The organism is Trabulsiella odontotermitis, from assembly GCF_001297775.1.
In the GTDB taxonomy this organism is placed as follows: Bacteria; Pseudomonadota; Gammaproteobacteria; order Enterobacterales; family Enterobacteriaceae; genus Trabulsiella; species Trabulsiella odontotermitis.
This window is the reverse complement of record NZ_LIFX01000005.1, coordinates 340,804-357,129: the sequence shown is the minus strand read 5'-3', so window position 1 is coordinate 357,129 and position 16,326 is coordinate 340,804. Positions and strand designations below refer to the sequence as shown.

The 16,326-nt window shown below is 54.2% G+C and carries 17 protein-coding genes; 10 read left to right on the top strand and 7 right to left on the bottom strand.

Annotation, left to right across the window (positions count from 1 at the left end; translation table 11 throughout):
• A partial coding sequence (tkt, locus tag AOY23_RS09035; RefSeq protein ID WP_072170966.1) for a transketolase occupies positions 1-1,292 on the bottom strand: 1,292 nt, incomplete at its 3' end.
• A 283-nt stretch (positions 1,293-1,575) separates the two neighbouring features.
• Here tkt and loiP point away from each other — a divergent pair.
• The gene (gene loiP / locus AOY23_RS09030) at positions 1,576-2,334 is read left to right on the top strand and encodes a metalloprotease LoiP (RefSeq protein ID WP_054178803.1); all 759 of its coding nucleotides are present in this window, start codon (positions 1,576-1,578) and stop codon (positions 2,332-2,334) included.
• A gap of 137 nt (positions 2,335-2,471) precedes the next feature.
• On the opposite strand, the gene speB is transcribed toward loiP, so the two are convergent.
• The 4 genes from speB to AOY23_RS23290 all read right to left on the bottom strand — a co-directional run bounded on the left by speB (position 2,472) and on the right by AOY23_RS23290 (position 5,917).
• The gene (speB, locus tag AOY23_RS09025; protein ID WP_038158159.1) at positions 2,472-3,392 is read right to left on the bottom strand and encodes an agmatinase; all 921 of its coding nucleotides are present in this window, start codon (positions 3,390-3,392) and stop codon (positions 2,472-2,474) included.
• Positions 3,393-3,564: 172 nt separating this feature from the next.
• Positions 3,565-5,541, bottom strand: coding sequence for a biosynthetic arginine decarboxylase (gene speA, locus AOY23_RS09020; protein WP_072170964.1), 1,977 nt, complete (start codon positions 5,539-5,541; stop codon positions 3,565-3,567).
• Positions 5,542-5,549: 8 nt separating this feature from the next.
• A complete protein-coding gene (gene yqgB / locus AOY23_RS21695) occupies positions 5,550-5,675 on the bottom strand; it encodes an acid stress response protein YqgB (RefSeq protein ID WP_418080595.1) in 126 nt (41 codons plus the stop codon).
• 98 nt (positions 5,676-5,773) lie between these two features.
• On the bottom strand, positions 5,774-5,917 hold the full coding sequence (locus AOY23_RS23290) for a hypothetical protein (protein ID WP_456154864.1): 144 nt from the start codon (positions 5,915-5,917) through the stop codon (positions 5,774-5,776).
• Between the two features lie 423 nt (positions 5,918-6,340).
• Here AOY23_RS23290 and metK point away from each other — a divergent pair, with 423 nt between their 5' ends.
• The 8 genes from metK to ruvX all read left to right on the top strand — a co-directional run bounded on the left by metK (position 6,341) and on the right by ruvX (position 13,484).
• Positions 6,341-7,495, top strand: coding sequence for a methionine adenosyltransferase (gene metK / locus AOY23_RS09015; RefSeq protein WP_038158165.1), 1,155 nt, complete (start codon positions 6,341-6,343; stop codon positions 7,493-7,495).
• A gap of 392 nt (positions 7,496-7,887) precedes the next feature.
• Complete coding sequence (locus AOY23_RS09010) at positions 7,888-9,282, top strand: sugar porter family MFS transporter (RefSeq protein ID WP_054178805.1); 1,395 nt, start codon at positions 7,888-7,890, stop codon at positions 9,280-9,282.
• 76 nt (positions 9,283-9,358) lie between these two features.
• The gene (locus AOY23_RS09005; protein WP_054178806.1) at positions 9,359-9,856 is read left to right on the top strand and encodes a SprT family zinc-dependent metalloprotease; all 498 of its coding nucleotides are present in this window, start codon (positions 9,359-9,361) and stop codon (positions 9,854-9,856) included.
• Between the two features lie 94 nt (positions 9,857-9,950).
• Entirely contained in the window at positions 9,951-10,658 is a 708-nt protein-coding gene (gene endA, locus AOY23_RS09000; RefSeq protein ID WP_054178807.1) for a deoxyribonuclease I, read from the top strand.
• 47 nt (positions 10,659-10,705) lie between these two features.
• On the top strand, positions 10,706-11,437 hold the full coding sequence (gene rsmE / locus AOY23_RS08995) for a 16S rRNA (uracil(1498)-N(3))-methyltransferase (protein WP_054178808.1): 732 nt from the start codon (positions 10,706-10,708) through the stop codon (positions 11,435-11,437).
• Positions 11,438-11,457: 20 nt separating this feature from the next.
• Positions 11,458-12,405, top strand: coding sequence for a glutathione synthase (gene gshB / locus AOY23_RS08990; protein ID WP_054178809.1), 948 nt, complete (start codon positions 11,458-11,460; stop codon positions 12,403-12,405).
• A 99-nt stretch (positions 12,406-12,504) separates the two neighbouring features.
• Entirely contained in the window at positions 12,505-13,068 is a 564-nt protein-coding gene (locus AOY23_RS08985) for a YqgE/AlgH family protein (protein WP_054178810.1), read from the top strand.
• The gene (gene ruvX, locus AOY23_RS08980; protein WP_054178811.1) at positions 13,068-13,484 is read left to right on the top strand and encodes a Holliday junction resolvase RuvX; all 417 of its coding nucleotides are present in this window, start codon (positions 13,068-13,070) and stop codon (positions 13,482-13,484) included. Before AOY23_RS08985 ends, ruvX begins: the two co-directional genes overlap by 1 nt.
• A gap of 41 nt (positions 13,485-13,525) precedes the next feature.
• Here the strand turns inward: ruvX and AOY23_RS08975 are convergent, their stop codons facing one another.
• The gene (locus AOY23_RS08975; protein ID WP_054178812.1) at positions 13,526-14,179 is read right to left on the bottom strand and encodes a LuxR C-terminal-related transcriptional regulator; all 654 of its coding nucleotides are present in this window, start codon (positions 14,177-14,179) and stop codon (positions 13,526-13,528) included.
• Between the two features lie 437 nt (positions 14,180-14,616).
• Positions 14,617-15,597 (bottom strand): type IV pilus twitching motility protein PilT, encoded by a 981-nt coding sequence (locus tag AOY23_RS08970; protein WP_054179079.1) that lies wholly within the window; start codon positions 15,595-15,597, stop codon positions 14,617-14,619.
• A gap of 16 nt (positions 15,598-15,613) precedes the next feature.
• Between AOY23_RS08970 and AOY23_RS08965 the strand changes: the two genes are divergently transcribed.
• Complete coding sequence (locus AOY23_RS08965; RefSeq protein ID WP_054178813.1) at positions 15,614-16,318, top strand: YggS family pyridoxal phosphate-dependent enzyme; 705 nt, start codon at positions 15,614-15,616, stop codon at positions 16,316-16,318.
• Positions 16,319-16,326 lie beyond the last annotated feature (8 nt).

Sequence of the window (16,326 nt, the reverse complement as noted above, 5' to 3'; positions counted from 1 at the left end):
GTGTACGGCAGGAAACCGCCGTGCAGCGCAATGCCGTTGGCAATGGCGGTCATACCGAATTCGCGCACACCGTAGTGAATGTAGTTGCCTGCCGCGTCTTCATTGATGGCTTTCGAACCGGACCACAGGGTCAGGTTGGACGGCGCCAGGTCCGCAGAGCCGCCGAGGAATTCCGGCAGCCACGGGCCGAAAGCTTCGATGGCATTCTGTGACGCCTTACGGCTGGCGATTTTCGCCGGATTCGCCTGCAGGCTTTCAATCCACGCCTGCGCTTTCGCCGCGAAGTCCGCAGGCATGTCACCCTTCATACGGCGGGTGAACTCAGCAGCTTCCTGCGGGAAGGCTTTCGCATACGCGGCAAATTTGTCATTCCAGGCAGACTCTTTCGCCTGGCCGGCTTCTTTTGCATCCCACTGTGCATAGATTTCAGACGGGATTTCAAACGGCGCGTATTTCCAGCCCAGCTGTTCGCGGGTGGCGGCCACTTCCGCATCACCCAGCGGCGCACCGTGGGAATCATGCGTACCGGCCTTGTTCGGCGAGCCGAAACCGATGATGGTTTTGCACATCAGCAGCGACGGTTTGTCTGTCACCGCACGGGCTTCTTCCACCGCACGTTTGATGGAAGCCGCGTCGTGACCGTCCACACCACGTACCACGTGCCAGCCGTAGGCTTCAAAGCGTTTCGCGGTGTCGTCAGTAAACCAGCCTTCCACATGACCGTCGATGGAGATGCCGTTATCGTCATAGAACGCCACCAGTTTGCCCAGCTTCAGGGTTCCCGCCAGGGAGCACACTTCGTGGGAAATCCCTTCCATCATGCAGCCGTCGCCCATAAAGGCATACGTGAAGTGGTCAACGATGTCATGACCCGGACGGTTGAACTGTGCCGCCAGGGTTTTCTCGGCAATCGCCATACCGACTGCGTTGGCAATGCCCTGACCCAGCGGACCGGTGGTGGTTTCAACACCAGCGGTGTAACCCACTTCCGGGTGGCCCGGCGTTTTCGAGTGCAGCTGACGGAAGTTTTTCAGCTCTTCCATCGGCAGGTCGTAGCCGGTGAGGTGCAGCAGGCTGTAAATCAGCATGGAGCCGTGGCCGTTAGACAGTACGAAACGGTCGCGGTCTGCCCAGGACGGATTCTGCGGGTTGTGGTTCAGGAAATCACGCCACAGGACTTCGGCAATGTCAGCCATACCCATCGGGGCACCAGGGTGACCGGATTTCGCTTTCTGTACTGCGTCCATGCTTAGCGCACGAATAGCATTGGCAAGCTCTTTACGTGAGGACATTTTGACTCCAGATCGGACTGTTGAAGGCCATGCCCGAAACGACTTGACGACAGCGCGTTTTGGGCTACGCCGGAAAAAAGTGTGAACAATGTAACCCAAGCGACAAAGCATGTACATGGAGCATCCTTTTGCCGCTTCAGAAATCTCTGGATCATGCTCGCAAGTTGCGCAATCTGCTCACGCCATTGTCGTTATTTTCTTTATACTTCCGGCACGATCCGCATTGTCTGTCTGCGGACCGCTTTTCAGATTGATATGACTACACCGTGCGGAAGATAAACCGATGAAAATACGCTCAGCATTACTCGCCTTAGGGATCGCAACCGCGCTAACCGGTTGCCAGAACATGGATTCAAACGGATTGTTAAGCTCCGGTGCGGAAGCTTTTCAGGCATATTCACTCACTGATGCGCAAGTCAAAACGTTAAGCGACCAGTCCTGTAAAGAGCTGGACAGCAAAGCTACCATCGCGCCTGCCAGCAGCGAATACACCAAACGCCTCAATAAGATTGCCGCGGCACTTGGCGACAACATTAATGGTCAGCCGGTGAACTATAAGGTCTATGTGACTAAAGACGTCAACGCCTTTGCGATGGCAAACGGCTGTATCCGCGTCTACAGCGGTCTGATGGACATGATGAACGATAACGAAGTCGAAGCGGTTATCGGTCATGAAATGGGCCACGTTGCGCTGGGCCATGTGAAGAAAGGCATGCAGGTGGCGCTGGGGACTAATGCCCTGCGTGTCGCGGCCGCCTCTGCTGGTGGCGTCGTGGGCAGCCTGTCACAGTCGCAACTGGGCGATCTGGGCGAGAAACTGGTGAACGCACAGTTCTCGCAGACGCAGGAAGCCGAAGCGGATGACTACTCTTATGATCTGCTGCGCAAACGCAACATCAACCCGACGGGTCTTGCCACCAGCTTCGAAAAACTGGCGAAACTGGATGCCGGTCGCCAGAGCTCCATGTTTGACGACCACCCGGCCTCCGCTGAGCGTGCACAACACGTACGTGACCGTATGAAGGCGGACGGGATTAAATAATCACATATCTAATGGCATCGGACGTTATTGGCGAAGCCAGTTTGAGCCCGGACAGCGCACAGCCACCGGAGCGTACACGTAGTACGTGAGGATGGCGAGCACTGCCCGGGTTCAAAATGGCGAGTAAAATAGTCCGATTACTCGCCTTTTTTGGCTGCCTGGATATAAAGCATTTCCAGTGCCAGCGTGGCTGCGGCAAGTGCCGTGATTTCAGATTGATCGTAGGCTGGCGCCACTTCCACCACATCCATCCCGACGATGTTCAGATCTTTCAGGCCGCGCACCAGTTTGATGGCGCGATCCGACGTCAGGCCGCCGATCACCGGCGTCCCGGTACCTGGCGCAAAAGCCGGATCCAGGCAATCGATGTCAAAGGTCAGATAGACCGGCATATCGCCGACGATCTGTTTCACCTGCGCGATGATGTCGTCCACGGTGCGATCGTTGACCTGACCGGCATCAAGCACGGTGAAGCCGTTGTCTTTATCGAACTCGGTACGGATGCCGATCTGCACGGAATGGTTCGGATCGATCAGCCCTTCGTTCGGCGCGGTAAAGAACATCGTGCCGTGGTCGAACTCGCAGCCGTTAGCGTAGGTATCGGTGTGCGCATCAAAATGTACCAGCGCCATTTTGCCGAAGTGTTTCGCGTGAGCGCGCAGCAGCGGCAGCGTCACAAAGTGGTCGCCACCAAAGGACAGCATGCGCTTACCGGCCGCCAGCAGTTTTTCCGCGTGCGCCTGCAGTTTTTCACTCATTTCGCGGGCATCGCCGAAGGCGTAAACCAGATCGCCGCAGTCCACCACATTCAGACGCTCGCGCATATCGAAGTTCCACGGGAAGCGATTGTGCTCCCAGGCCAGGTTGGTGGAAACCTGACGGATCGCCGCCGGACCGTGGCGGCCACCAGCACGACCAGAGGTCGCCATATCAAACGGGACGCCGGTGATAACCCAGTCAGCGTCACTGTCATACGGCTGGAAATTCAGCGGAAGGCGTAAAAAACCAAACGCGTTAGATACCAGAGAGTTGTCGTACTGATTTCCTAAGGTACTCATGGCTATGACCTCTTCTAAAGTCGGTAAAAAAAATCCCCTCCGCGTCGTTAGGCCCGACGAGGAAGGGATTGATTTGGGTTACTGCTTATAGAGCGAATTATCGCCGTTATTTTGTACGGGTTCAAGTAAGATCCACAGGCCCGGTAAGCGCAGCGCCACCGGGCATCAACCGTTACTCGTCTTCCAGATAAGTATAGCCGTACAGACCAGCCTCAAACTCTTCGAGGAACTGTTGTTGCAGCGCAGCATCGAGATCGGTGTTTTTCACCTGATCACGGAACTGCGTCAGCAGGGTGTTGGGATCAAGCTGCACGTACTCCAGCATATCCGCCACGGTATCCCCTTCGTCAGACAACTCAACTTCCACGCTGCCGTCAGGGAAGACAAACACGTCAACCGCTTCGGTATCACCGAACAGGTTATGCATGTTGCCGAGGATCTCCTGATAGGCGCCGACCATAAAGAAGCCCAGCATCGGCGGGTTTTCCGGATCATATGGCGGCATCGGCATGGTGGTGGCGATCCCGTCGCCATCGACGTAATGATCGATAGCGCCATCGGAATCACAGGTGATATCCAGCAGCACCGCACGGCGTTCCGGCGCGTGGTTCAGCCCTTCCAGCGGCAGCACCGGGAACAACTGATCGATACCCCAGGCATCCGGCATCGACTGGAACAGCGAGAAGTTGACGTAAATCTTGTCCGCCATACGTTCCTGCAGTTCATCGATGATCGGGCGATGTGCACGGTTGCTTGGATCGAGTTGCTTCTGCACTTCGTGGCACATATTCAGATACAACTGTTCCGCCCAGGCGCGCTCCTGCAGGCTGAAGGTACCGGAAGAATAACCGATGTGAATGTCATGCAGGTCCATCTGGCTGTCGTGCAGCCATTCACGCAGCGAACGGCGGTTGCCCGGCTCGTGCATCTCCTGCCAGGTTTCCCACATGCTTTGCAGCGCGCGGGAGGCGTCCGCTTCCGGTGCGGCAGGCACGGTATATTCGTTGCGCTCAACACCAATGATATTTGAGACCAGCACCGTGTGGTGCGCGGTCACCGCACGACCGGATTCGGTGATCACCGTCGGGTGCGGCAGGTCGTTCTCTTCACAGGCATCGCCAATCGCCCAGATGATGTTGTTGGCGTATTCATTCAGGCCGTAGTTCACCGAGCAGTCGGACTGCGAACGGGTGCCTTCGTAATCCACACCCAGACCGCCGCCGACGTCGAAACACTGAATGTTAACGCCCAGCTTATGCAGTTCGACGTAGAAACGCGCGGATTCACGTACGCCAGTCGCGATATCGCGAATGTTCGCCATCTGTGAACCGAGGTGGAAGTGCAGCAATTGCAGGCTTTCCAGATGCCCTGCGTCACGCAGGATCTCCACCAGTTGCAACACCTGCGTCGCCGCCAGGCCAAATTTGGATTTTTCACCACCGGAAGACTGCCATTTACCGGAACCCTGAGAGGCCAGACGCGCACGCACGCCAAGGCGCGGCACCACATTCAGACGCTCGGCTTCTTCCAGCACGATGGCAATTTCGGACATCTTTTCGATGACCAGATAGACCTTGTGGCCCATCTTTTCACCTACCAGCGCGAGACGAATATATTCACGGTCTTTATAACCGTTACAGACGATCACGCTGCGGGTCATCCCGGCATGCGCCAGTACCGCCATCAGTTCCGCTTTAGAACCGGCTTCCAGACCCAGCGGTTCGCCGGAGTGGATCAGCGACTCAATGACGCGACGATGCTGGTTTACCTTGATCGGATAAACCAGGAAGTAATCACCGTGATAGCCGTAGGATTCGCGCGCACGTTTGAACGCGGCGTTAATCGAACGCAGACGGTGTTGCAGGATCTGCGGGAAGCAGAAAAGTGCAGGCAGACGTTGCCCCTGCGCTTCACGGGCTTTCACCAGCTCGGCGAGATCGACACGCCCCTGCGGCACATCAGGATCCGGGCAGACGGAGATGTGTCCCAGTTCGTTGACGTCGTAGTAGTTATTGCCCCACCAGGCAATGTTGTAAGTACGTAGCATCTTGCTGGCTTCCTGGGAGCTCATCGCAACCTCCTGCATGGAACGTAGTACACCCTGTTCGCCTGCTGACGAAGGCGAAACCATAGAAATGTCGTCAGACATAGCGAACCTCAAATTGTCTTATTAAGTGTAAAACAGTTGACTACTATCGCAGTGTAATATTGCGATAACAACCCATTAACGACGCGTTTTCCCAGCACAGTGTGCTGAGTCTGCGGCCGTGCGACCGGTTTCATGTTCATATCATTGTAAAACACAGACCCGGACTAATTATGACCGTCCGGAGAAACCACGAGAAAACTCTTGTCGGAACAAGAGCGCCCTTGTTCAGTCTTCACAACGCCTTACCGGCCCTGGAATCCTGAGAAGCGCCGAGATGGGTAGAACATCGGCAGGTTTGCAAATTAGAGATGCAGGTTGCGGGAATTAAAGGCATGCCAGAACGGCATGACTGATTCAGCGGAAAACGACGGTTCATTCTTTCGTATCACCTCCACGCCAACCCTCTGAGGCCAGCGACAAGCCAAAGCTAATAGTTCACTGCTTAACCCGGCTGGAAGTGGCATCACGATGATTTTCACCGTGCGCTTTTTTGCATAAGCCGCGCGCGGCGTTTTATACCGATAACCGGGGCAAAATGCAAAATAAAAATGCACACTCTGCCACCGCTGTCAGGAAAAATTTCCAGCGCGTTTTTGTCATCGATTGCGACCTGCATCAAAAAAAACTGGCAATCCGATGAATAAATCACCTAAAATAGCCATCCAGATGTTAATCCATCTATACTGATTAACACTCAGACTTCTTGTGACTATTTACCGCAGTGCTAGCGGAATCATCCAGAAAAGTTAACGGATACAAAAGTTTGAGCTTAACGTACTCTCCTTAGGTGAAATAAAACATGGCAAAACACCTCTTTACGTCCGAGTCCGTATCTGAAGGGCATCCAGACAAAATTGCTGACCAAATCTCCGACGCCGTCCTGGACGCGATCCTCGAGCAGGATCCAAAAGCACGCGTTGCCTGTGAAACCTACGTCAAAACCGGCATGGTGCTGGTCGGTGGTGAAATCACTACCAGCGCATGGGTTGATATCGAAGAGATCACCCGTAACACCGTCCGCGAAATTGGCTATGTGCATTCCGATATGGGCTTTGACGCCAATTCCTGCGCGGTTCTGAGCGCGATTGGTAAACAGTCTCCGGACATCAACCAGGGTGTTGACCGTGCTGATCCGCTGGAACAGGGCGCGGGCGACCAGGGCCTGATGTTTGGCTACGCCACCAACGAAACCGACGTACTGATGCCAGCGCCGATCACCTACGCGCACCGTCTGGTGCAGCGTCAGGCTGAAGTGCGTAAAAACGGCACGCTGCCGTGGCTGCGCCCGGATGCGAAAAGCCAGGTCACCTTCCAGTATGACGACGGCAAAATCGCCGGTATTGATGCGGTCGTGCTGTCCACTCAGCACGCGGAAAATATCGATCAGAAATCGCTGCAGGAAGCGGTGATGGAAGAGATCATCAAACCGGTTCTGCCAGCAGAGTGGCTGAACGCGTCGACCAAATTCTTCATCAACCCGACCGGCCGTTTTGTTATCGGTGGGCCGATGGGCGACTGTGGTCTGACAGGCCGTAAAATCATCGTTGATACCTACGGCGGCATGGCACGCCATGGCGGTGGGGCATTCTCCGGTAAAGATCCGTCTAAAGTTGACCGTTCTGCAGCGTACGCGGCGCGTTATGTCGCGAAAAACATCGTTGCGGCAGGCCTGGCAGATCGTTGTGAAATTCAGGTTTCCTACGCCATTGGCGTGGCAGAACCGACCTCCATCATGGTGGAAACATTCGGTACTGAGAAAGTACCGAGCGAGCAACTGACATTGCTGGTCCGCGAATTCTTCGATCTGCGTCCGTACGGTCTGATCCAGATGCTGGATCTGCTGCACCCGATCTACAAAGAAACCGCTGCATACGGTCACTTTGGTCGCGAACATTTCCCATGGGAAAAAACCGACAAAGCCGCACTGCTGCGTGACGCTGCCGGTCTGAAATAATTCACCTGCTTTATGCGTTAAGAGGCCAGCATTATGCTGGCCTTTTTTATTGCTGCTATTATTAAATACGCACCGCGTTTTTCGCTTCGCCTGCCGTTTCGCTGAAGCAAGTGAAAACGATTACACCACGCGTTATCACCAGCTATTCTCGCTTTCATTCCCTTCTCAATGCTTTTATTGCGTTGTTACACAATTTTTAAGTTAACTCCGAAAAATGGCATTTTCCGCGCTTTCAATACATTATATATCACTGATTTATTTATCTATTTTTACAATCACTTTATGCATTGTAATGTAACCGATTACACCATTGTGATGCTCATCACACTATTAAGCGTCATCCTGACCTACCCTTAAAATCGACAAAACTGATAATTCAACCGGAGGGCATAATGCCTGGCAATCAGAAACAGGGGCGTTCTAACAAGGCGATGACGTTTTTTGTCTGTTTTCTCGCAGCCCTGGCGGGATTACTGTTTGGCCTTGATATTGGTGTCATCGCAGGGGCGTTACCCTTTATCACCGATGAGTTCCAGATCAACGCGCACACGCAAGAGTGGGTAGTCAGTTCAATGATGTTTGGTGCCGCCGTCGGCGCCGTGGGCAGCGGCTGGCTCTCTTACCGCCTCGGGCGTAAAAAGAGCCTGATGATTGGCGCAATTCTGTTTGTGGCAGGTTCGCTGTTTTCAGCCGCCGCGCCAAACGTTGAAGTGCTGCTTCTCTCCCGCGTATTACTGGGTCTGGCTGTGGGGGTGGCGTCTTACACCGCACCGCTCTACCTCTCCGAAATCGCGCCGGAAAAAATCCGCGGCAGTATGATTTCGATGTACCAGTTGATGATCACCATCGGGATCCTCGGCGCCTATTTATCCGATACCGCGTTCAGCTACAGCGGAGCCTGGCGCTGGATGCTCGGCGTCATTATCATCCCGGCCATCCTGCTGCTGATTGGCGTCTTTTTTCTGCCGGACAGTCCGCGCTGGTTTGCGGCGAAACGGCGCTTCCACGATGCCGAAAGGGTACTGTTGCGTCTGCGCGACACCAGTGCCGAAGCGCGTAACGAGCTCGAAGAGATCCGCGAAAGCCTGAAAGTGAAACAGACCGGCTGGGCACTGTTCAAAGAGAACACCAACTTCCGTCGTGCGGTGTTCCTCGGCGTGTTGCTGCAGGTGATGCAGCAGTTCACCGGGATGAACGTCATCATGTACTACGCGCCAAAAATCTTTGAACTGGCGGGGTATACCAATACCAACGAACAGATGTGGGGCACCGTGATCGTCGGCCTGACCAACGTGCTGGCGACGTTCATCGCAATCGGTCTCGTTGACCGCTGGGGGCGTAAACCCACGCTGATCCTCGGTTTCCTGGTGATGGCGGCAGGTATGGGCGTGCTCGGTACGATGATGCATATCGGCATCCACTCCACCACTGCGCAGTACTTTGCCGTGGCGATGCTGCTGATGTTCATCATCGGTTTTGCGATGAGTGCCGGTCCGCTGATTTGGGTACTGTGTTCTGAGATCCAGCCGCTGAAAGGCCGCGATTTCGGTATCACCTGCTCTACCGCCACTAACTGGATCGCCAACATGATTGTCGGCGCGACCTTCCTGACGATGCTCAACTCGCTCGGCAACGCCAACACCTTCTGGGTGTACGGTGGCCTGAACCTGTTGTTCATTGTTCTGACGCTGTGGCTGGTGCCGGAAACCAAACACGTGTCGCTGGAGCACATCGAACGCAACCTGATGCGTGGTCGCCCTTTACGTGAAATTGGCGCCCACGACTAACCTCCCCCCGCTTCCTCCCGTATGGGGGGAAGCTTCTTATTGCACTCCCCCCTGCATCGAATTATTCTCTGGCGTTATGAAAACCCAGCGTATCCCTATCGCAACTCAGCAAGCCGTTATGCGCTGTCTGCGCGATAAACTGGCCCAGGCCAACCTGAAGCTTGGCCGCAACTACCCGGAGCCGAAACTGGTGTACCATCAGCGCGGCACGTCGGCCGGTACCGCGTGGCTGGAAACCTACGAAATTCGCCTCAACCCGGTACTGCTGATGGAAAATGAGCAGGAATTCATCGACGAAGTCGTTCCCCATGAACTGGCGCATTTGCTGGTGTGGAAAACCTTTGGCCGCGTGGCGCCGCACGGCAAAGAGTGGAAATGGATGATGGAGAGCGTGCTCGGCGTCCCGGCCCGACGCACACACCAGTTTGAGCTTGGTTCAGTACGTACCAATACCTTCCCCTACCGCTGCAAATGCCAGCAACATCAACTCACCGTCCGGCGGCATAATCGGGTGGTGCGTGGCGAGGCTGTCTATCGCTGCGCGCAGTGCGGCGAAACGCTGATGTCGGAATAACCGCCAGAATTATCAAGAACTTTCATGATCTAACTGATTGCATCCCTGAACATCTTTCGTTACGTTGCAGACTCGCTTTAAAACGGAGTTTGTGATGTCCCGTACTGTGTTTTTTGCCGTTGCCTGCCTGGCGACAGCGTTTTCTGGTCCTCTTCTGGCCGCAGGCATTCATAGTTTTTCGCAGGCTAAAGCTGCAGGGGTAAAGGTAAATGCCGATGCGCCGGGCGATTTTTACTGCGGCTGCAAAATTAACTGGCAGGGAAAGAAAGGGATCGTCGACCTCGACTCCTGCGGCTATAAAGTGCGTAAAAATGAAAACCGCGCCAGCCGCATTGAGTGGGAACACGTGGTTCCCGCGTGGCAGTTCGGTCACCAGCGCCAGTGCTGGCAGGACGGTGGACGTAAAAACTGCGCGAAAGACCCCGTCTACCGGCAGATGGAAAGCGACATGCATAACCTGCAGCCCGCCGTCGGCGAGGTGAATGGCGATCGCGGAAACTTCATGTACAGCCAGTGGAACGGCGGCGAAGGCCAGTACGGTCAGTGCGCCATGAAGGTCGATTTTAAAAACAAACGCGCCGAGCCACCACCGCGCGCCCGTGGCAGTATCGCCCGGACGTGGTTCTATATGCGTGATCGCTATCAGCTCACGCTCTCCCGCCAGCAGACGCAGTTATTCACCGCCTGGGCGAAACAGAATCCGGTAACGGAATGGGAGTGCCAGCGCGATGCGCGCATCGCAAAAATGCAGGGCAACCATAACCCATACGTCCAGCGCGCTTGCCAGCCGCAAAAGAGCTAACCTACACTAGCGGCCATTGTAAATTCAGAGTCCGGATATCTACAGCTATGCGCATCCCCCGCATTTATCACCCTGAAAGCATCACTGTGGGCAGTCAGATTGCCCTTTCCGATGATGCGGCAAACCACGTTGGCCGCGTGCTGCGCATGACCACCGGTCAGCAGGTACAACTCTTTGACGGCAGTAATCAGGTGTTTGATGCCGATATCATTCAGGCGGATAAAAAAAGCGTCCGGGTCAGCGTTCAACATGCCACCCTGGACGATCGCGAGTCGCCGCTCCATATTCATTTAGGTCAGGTGATGTCGCGCGGTGAAAAAATGGAATTCACTATCCAGAAATCGATCGAACTCGGTGTAAGCCTCATTACGCCACTGTTTTCTGAACGCTGCGGCGTTAAACTGGATGCTGAACGCCTGAATAAGAAGATCCAGCAGTGGCAGAAAATCGCCATTGCGGCATGCGAGCAGTGCGGCCGCAACCAGGTGCCGGAAATTCGCCCGGCGATGGATCTGGAAGCCTGGTGCGCCGAGCAGGACGACGGCCTGAAGCTGAACCTGCACCCGCGCGCCAGCCAGAGCATCAACACGCTGCCGTTGCCGGTTGAACGTGTGCGTTTGCTGATCGGCCCGGAAGGCGGGCTGTCGGCGGATGAAATCGCCATGACCGCGCGTTATCAGTTTACTGATATCCTGCTGGGACCTCGCGTTCTGCGTACAGAAACCACCGCGCTCACCGCCATTACCGCGCTGCAAGTGCGTTTTGGCGACCTGGGCTGATGCTTTAATGGAGAACGATAATGATTAAGCTAGGCATCGTGATGGATCCCATTGCGAACATCAACATCAAGAAAGACTCCAGCTTCGCTATGCTGCTGGAGGCACAGCGTCGTGGTTATGAACTCCATTATATGGAGATGAACGATCTGTATCTGATCAACGGTGAAGCCCGCGCGCGTACGCGCACATTCAGCGTTGAGCACAACTATGACAAGTGGTACGAATTCAACAACGAGCAGGATCTGGCGCTTGCCGATCTCGACGTGATCCTGATGCGTAAGGATCCGCCGTTTGACACCGAATACATCTACGCGACCTACATCTTAGAGCGCGCGGAAGAGAAAGGGACGCTTATCGTCAACAAGCCGCAGAGCCTGCGCGACTGTAACGAAAAACTGTACACCGCCTGGTTTGCTGATCTGACGCCGGAAACGCTGGTCACCCGCAGCAAAACTCAACTGAAAGCCTTCTGGCAGAAGCATGGCGATATCATCATGAAACCGCTGGACGGCATGGGCGGTTCGTCCATTTTCCGCGTTAAAGAGGGCGACCCGAACATCGCGGTGATTGCTGAGACACTGACAGAACTGGGTACCCGCTACTGCATGGCGCAAAACTATCTGCCAGCTATCAAAGACGGTGACAAGCGCGTGCTGGTGGTTGATGGTGAACCGGTGCCTTACTGCCTGGCGCGCATCCCGCAGGGCGGCGAAACGCGTGGCAACCTGGCAGCCGGTGGTCGCGGCGAACCGCGTCCGCTGACGGAAAGCGACTGGGAAATTGCCCGAAAAGTAGGCCCAACGCTGAAAGCGAAGGGACTTATCTTCGTTGGTCTTGATATCATCGGTGACCGTTTGACCGAAATCAACGTCACCAGCCCGACCTGCATTCGCGAAATCGAAGCAGAATTTCCGATCTCCATCACCGGTATGCTGATGGATGCTATCGAAAAGCGTCTGGCGAAGTAAACTACGCGGGCAAAAGGAAACCGCCCGCGCTCGACAGCACCCTGGCTTATCCAGCATACTGGGTGCTGCTTTTTTAAACAGGACACAGAACCTCTGACAATGAATTTACAGCACCACTTTCTTATTGCCATGCCTGCGCTTCAGGATCCGATCTTCCGTCGCTCTGTCGTTTATATCTGTGAATACAATGATGATGGCGCCATGGGAATTATCATCAATAAACCGCTGGAAAATCTTCAGGTTGAAGGCATTCTGGAAAAACTGAAGATTGTTCCTGAACCGCGCGATCCCGCCGTCCGCCTGGATAAGCCGGTGATGCTCGGGGGTCCGCTGGCTGAAGATCGTGGTTTTATCCTTCATACGCCGCCCTCTGATTTCTCCTCCAGCATCCGTATTTCTGACAATACTGTGATCACCACGTCCCGCGATGTGCTTGAAACGCTCGGCACCGCGGAACAGCCGACTCAGGTACTGGTGGCGCTCGGTTATTCTTCCTGGGAGAAGGGACAACTGGAACAGGAAATCCTCGACAACGCCTGGCTGACCGCCCCGGCGGACCTGAATATTCTGTTCAAAACGCCCATCGCTGACCGCTGGCGAGAGGCCGCAAAACTGATTGGCATCGATATTCTGACCATGCCGGGCGTGGCGGGACATGCATAATGAGTGGAACATTCCTGGCTTTTGATTTTGGCACAAGAAGCATCGGCGTGGCGGTAGGCCAGCGAATTACGGGCACTGCACGTCCGCTGAATGCGCTCAAAGCGCAGGACGGTACGCCTGACTGGAACAGCATTGAACGCCTGCTGAAAGAGTGGCAACCAGAAAACGTGATTGTCGGCTTGCCGCTGAATATGGACGGAACGGAACAACCGCTGACCGCCCGTGCGCGCAATTTCGCCAACAAAATTCATGGCCGCTTTGGCGTAAAGGTCACGCTGCATGACGAACGCCTGAGCACCGTGGAAGCAAAATCCGGGCTGTTTGAACGCGGCGGCTTCCGGGCGCTTAACAAAGGCAGCGTTGATTCCGCCTCCGCGGTGATCATCCTGGAAAGCTTTTTTGAGCAGGGCTACTAAGTCTTTCCGGGTGCGCCCATGGCACCCGGTAACCATCACAGTCAGTGACGTAAATGCTCATTCGCCCAGCTCACCGCCTGGGTTCTGTTCTTCACGCTTAGCTTACGAAAAACATTATACAAATGGGTGCGTACGGTGTTTTCGCTGATAAACAAGGCCCGGGCGATATCCATGTTCGTCGCGCCGTGACGTAATTCATTGAGGATCTCGCACTCGCGTTCGGTCAGCGGAACATTATCATCGGCATCAGCATGATTATCCGCGGCATACATCGCCGGATGCATCACGCTCAGTTCTGCCGTCTGCTCACCATTTAACACTGCGCGAATTCCTTCAAATAAGCGCGATTCATCGTCGTCGTGGCGGAATACACCATACAGCGAAGGCCATTGTGTCATTTCGTATAACTCATACTTCTGCGCGCTATTGATAATTAACAGACGAGGCGCATCAGCCTGAGTACGAATAAGATCCCGCCAGATGCCATTCAGCTTTTTGTTGGATATTGCGATATCAAATAACACCACCACACCTTTTGGCAGACGGTGTGTCAGGGGCTTATTAATATTGTGAACTTCGACGGAAATCTGTAGTAAATCAGAAAGGTATGAAGCAAACGTATTTGCCTGCACGGAAGGATGGGTAATAAGTAACAGGTGCCGCACGGCTTGTATTTTGTTAGACATATCAATCATTTAAACTCTCCTTAGTTAACGATCACCTTCATGGTGGCTAAATGAAACAAAGTAATAAAAAATAACAGTAAAAATGAAACAATATTTTATAGGAAACATCCTATTTCCATACTTAGAATAGAACGAACGCATGAGAATAGTCAAAAGATATCACGCTTTCTTTTTCACTAATCACAACGCAATCTAATGGATTGCTCGTAATTTGTTCATCACCATCTCATCAGCCATCATTCGACAAACCAGCAGCCCGAGGGATATTGCCGGAAAGACGGAATATCCCATGACATGAAAAATTCGCCACAACAACATTTCAACATCAATATTTTTTATGTTTCATTCCATTTCATTACGTATATATATTTATATCAATAATGATTTACTGCAATTAATAATATAAAAATATAATTTATGAAATTGATGACCATCAAATTCACGGATTAAATTCGTCCTGCGGCGACCCGTTGTTGGTAACTCTGGGTAAAGGTCTGCATGCCGGACTGCTGCCCGGTTTGCATTACGCCTGGCAACTGATGCCCCTTCCCTTCACGAATCAGGTTGGCGACAGCGGGTGTATTGACCAGCAGTTCATACAGCGCCACCCGGCCATCTTGTTTATCTGCCACCAGTTTTTGCGCCAGCACCGCGCAAAGACTCCCGGCCAGCTGGCTGCGCACCTGCTCCTTTTCTTGTGCCGGGAAAACATCCACCAGTCTTTCTACCGCCGAGGCGGCGCTTCGGGTGTGCAGGGTCGCCAGCACCAGATGCCCCGTTTCCGCCGCCGTCAGTGCCAGTTTGATGGTTTCGCGATCGCGAAGCTCGCCAAGCAGGATTACATCGGGATCCTGACGCAGCGCGGCGCGTAGCCCGTCAGCAAAAGACAGGCAGTGTGTTCCCAGTTCCCGCTGTTGGATCAGACAACGCTCGCTGTGATGAATAAATTCCACCGGATCTTCCAGCGTCAGAATATGCCCGTCCAGATGATGATTGAGGTGATTCACCATCGCCGCGAGAGTGGTGGATTTTCCGCTACCGGTCGCCCCTGTCACAAGGATCAACCCACTCTCTTCATGCAACAGATTTTCCAGCGCGGGCGGCGCAGCGAGCGTTGTCAGCTGCGGGCACTGCTCCGGCAACAGTCGCAACGCCAGCGACACACCCAGCGTATTGACAAATGCGCTGGCGCGCAGGCGTTTGCCGTCAGCCAGCGCGACAGCGAAATCCGTCTGCTGATGAGCCTGCCACGCTGTGCGTTGTTCCTGCGAAAGCCAGCCTGCAAGCAGTGATTCGACATCAGGCGCTGGGATCGGCGCGGGTTCCAGCCGCCCCTGCCGACGCCAGCGCGGCGGTCTGCTACTGCACAGGTGTAGATCCGAGACATTATGCTTTACACTAAGCTCCACGATTTCTTGTATATCCATATACCCACCAGCAAAAATGAACGACATTGCGCATAACCTGGCACAGGTCCGGGACAAAATCCTGACCGCCGCGGCACGATGCGGCCGCGATTCAGAAGAAGTTACGCTGCTTGCAGTCAGTAAAACAAAACCTGCGAGCGCCATCGAAGACGCCATCGCTGCAGGTCAGCGTGCATTTGGTGAAAACTACGTTCAGGAAGGGGTAGATAAGATCCGCTACTTTCAGGACGCCGGTCACAGCGATCTGCAGTGGCACTTTATCGGTCCGTTGCAGTCCAACAAAAGTCGTCTGGTGGCTGAGCATTTTGACTGGTGCCATACCGTCGATCGTCTGAAGATTGCCACCCGCTTAAGCGAACAGCGGCCTGCGCATCTGCCGCCGCTCAACGTGCTGATTCAGATTAATATCAGCGATGAGCAGAGCAAATCCGGTATTCCGCTGGCATCACTGGACGCGCTGGCGGCAGAGATCGTTGAATTACCTGGCATCCGGCTTCGCGGTCTGATGGCCATTCCGGCGCCAGAAGCTGAATACGAAAGGCAGTTTGCCGTTGCCCGACAAATGGCTGTAGCATTTGCCGAACTGAAAACACGCTACCCGACAGTCGATACGCTCTCACTGGGCATGTCGGATGATATGGACGCTGCTATCGCGGCAGGTAGCACAATGGTACGCATCGGCACCGCCATTTTTGGTGCGCGTGATTACACAAAAAAATAAAGGAAACT

Excerpts from the sequence above, each read along its gene's own strand:
- loiP (WP_054178803.1), top strand. The coding sequence starts at position 1,576 with ATGAAAATACGCTCAGCATTACTCGCCTTAGGGATCGCAACCGCGCTA.
- speB (WP_038158159.1), bottom strand. The coding sequence starts at position 3,392 with ATGAGTACCTTAGGAAATCAGTACGACAACTCTCTGGTATCTAACGCG.
- speA (WP_072170964.1), bottom strand. The coding sequence starts at position 5,541 with ATGTCTGACGACATTTCTATGGTTTCGCCTTCGTCAGCAGGCGAACAG.
- yqgB (WP_418080595.1), bottom strand. The coding sequence starts at position 5,675 with ATGAAACCGGTCGCACGGCCGCAGACTCAGCACACTGTGCTGGGAAAA.
- AOY23_RS23290 (WP_456154864.1), bottom strand. The coding sequence starts at position 5,917 with ATGAACCGTCGTTTTCCGCTGAATCAGTCATGCCGTTCTGGCATGCCT.
- metK (WP_038158165.1), top strand. The coding sequence starts at position 6,341 with ATGGCAAAACACCTCTTTACGTCCGAGTCCGTATCTGAAGGGCATCCA.
- AOY23_RS09010 (WP_054178805.1), top strand. The coding sequence starts at position 7,888 with ATGCCTGGCAATCAGAAACAGGGGCGTTCTAACAAGGCGATGACGTTT.
- AOY23_RS09005 (WP_054178806.1), top strand. The coding sequence starts at position 9,359 with ATGAAAACCCAGCGTATCCCTATCGCAACTCAGCAAGCCGTTATGCGC.
- endA (WP_054178807.1), top strand. The coding sequence starts at position 9,951 with ATGTCCCGTACTGTGTTTTTTGCCGTTGCCTGCCTGGCGACAGCGTTT.
- rsmE (WP_054178808.1), top strand. The coding sequence starts at position 10,706 with ATGCGCATCCCCCGCATTTATCACCCTGAAAGCATCACTGTGGGCAGT.
- gshB (WP_054178809.1), top strand. The coding sequence starts at position 11,458 with ATGATTAAGCTAGGCATCGTGATGGATCCCATTGCGAACATCAACATC.
- AOY23_RS08985 (WP_054178810.1), top strand. The coding sequence starts at position 12,505 with ATGAATTTACAGCACCACTTTCTTATTGCCATGCCTGCGCTTCAGGAT.
- ruvX (WP_054178811.1), top strand. The coding sequence starts at position 13,068 with ATGAGTGGAACATTCCTGGCTTTTGATTTTGGCACAAGAAGCATCGGC.
- AOY23_RS08975 (WP_054178812.1), bottom strand. The coding sequence starts at position 14,179 with ATGATTGATATGTCTAACAAAATACAAGCCGTGCGGCACCTGTTACTT.
- AOY23_RS08970 (WP_054179079.1), bottom strand. The coding sequence starts at position 15,597 with ATGGATATACAAGAAATCGTGGAGCTTAGTGTAAAGCATAATGTCTCG.
- AOY23_RS08965 (WP_054178813.1), top strand. The coding sequence starts at position 15,614 with ATGAACGACATTGCGCATAACCTGGCACAGGTCCGGGACAAAATCCTG.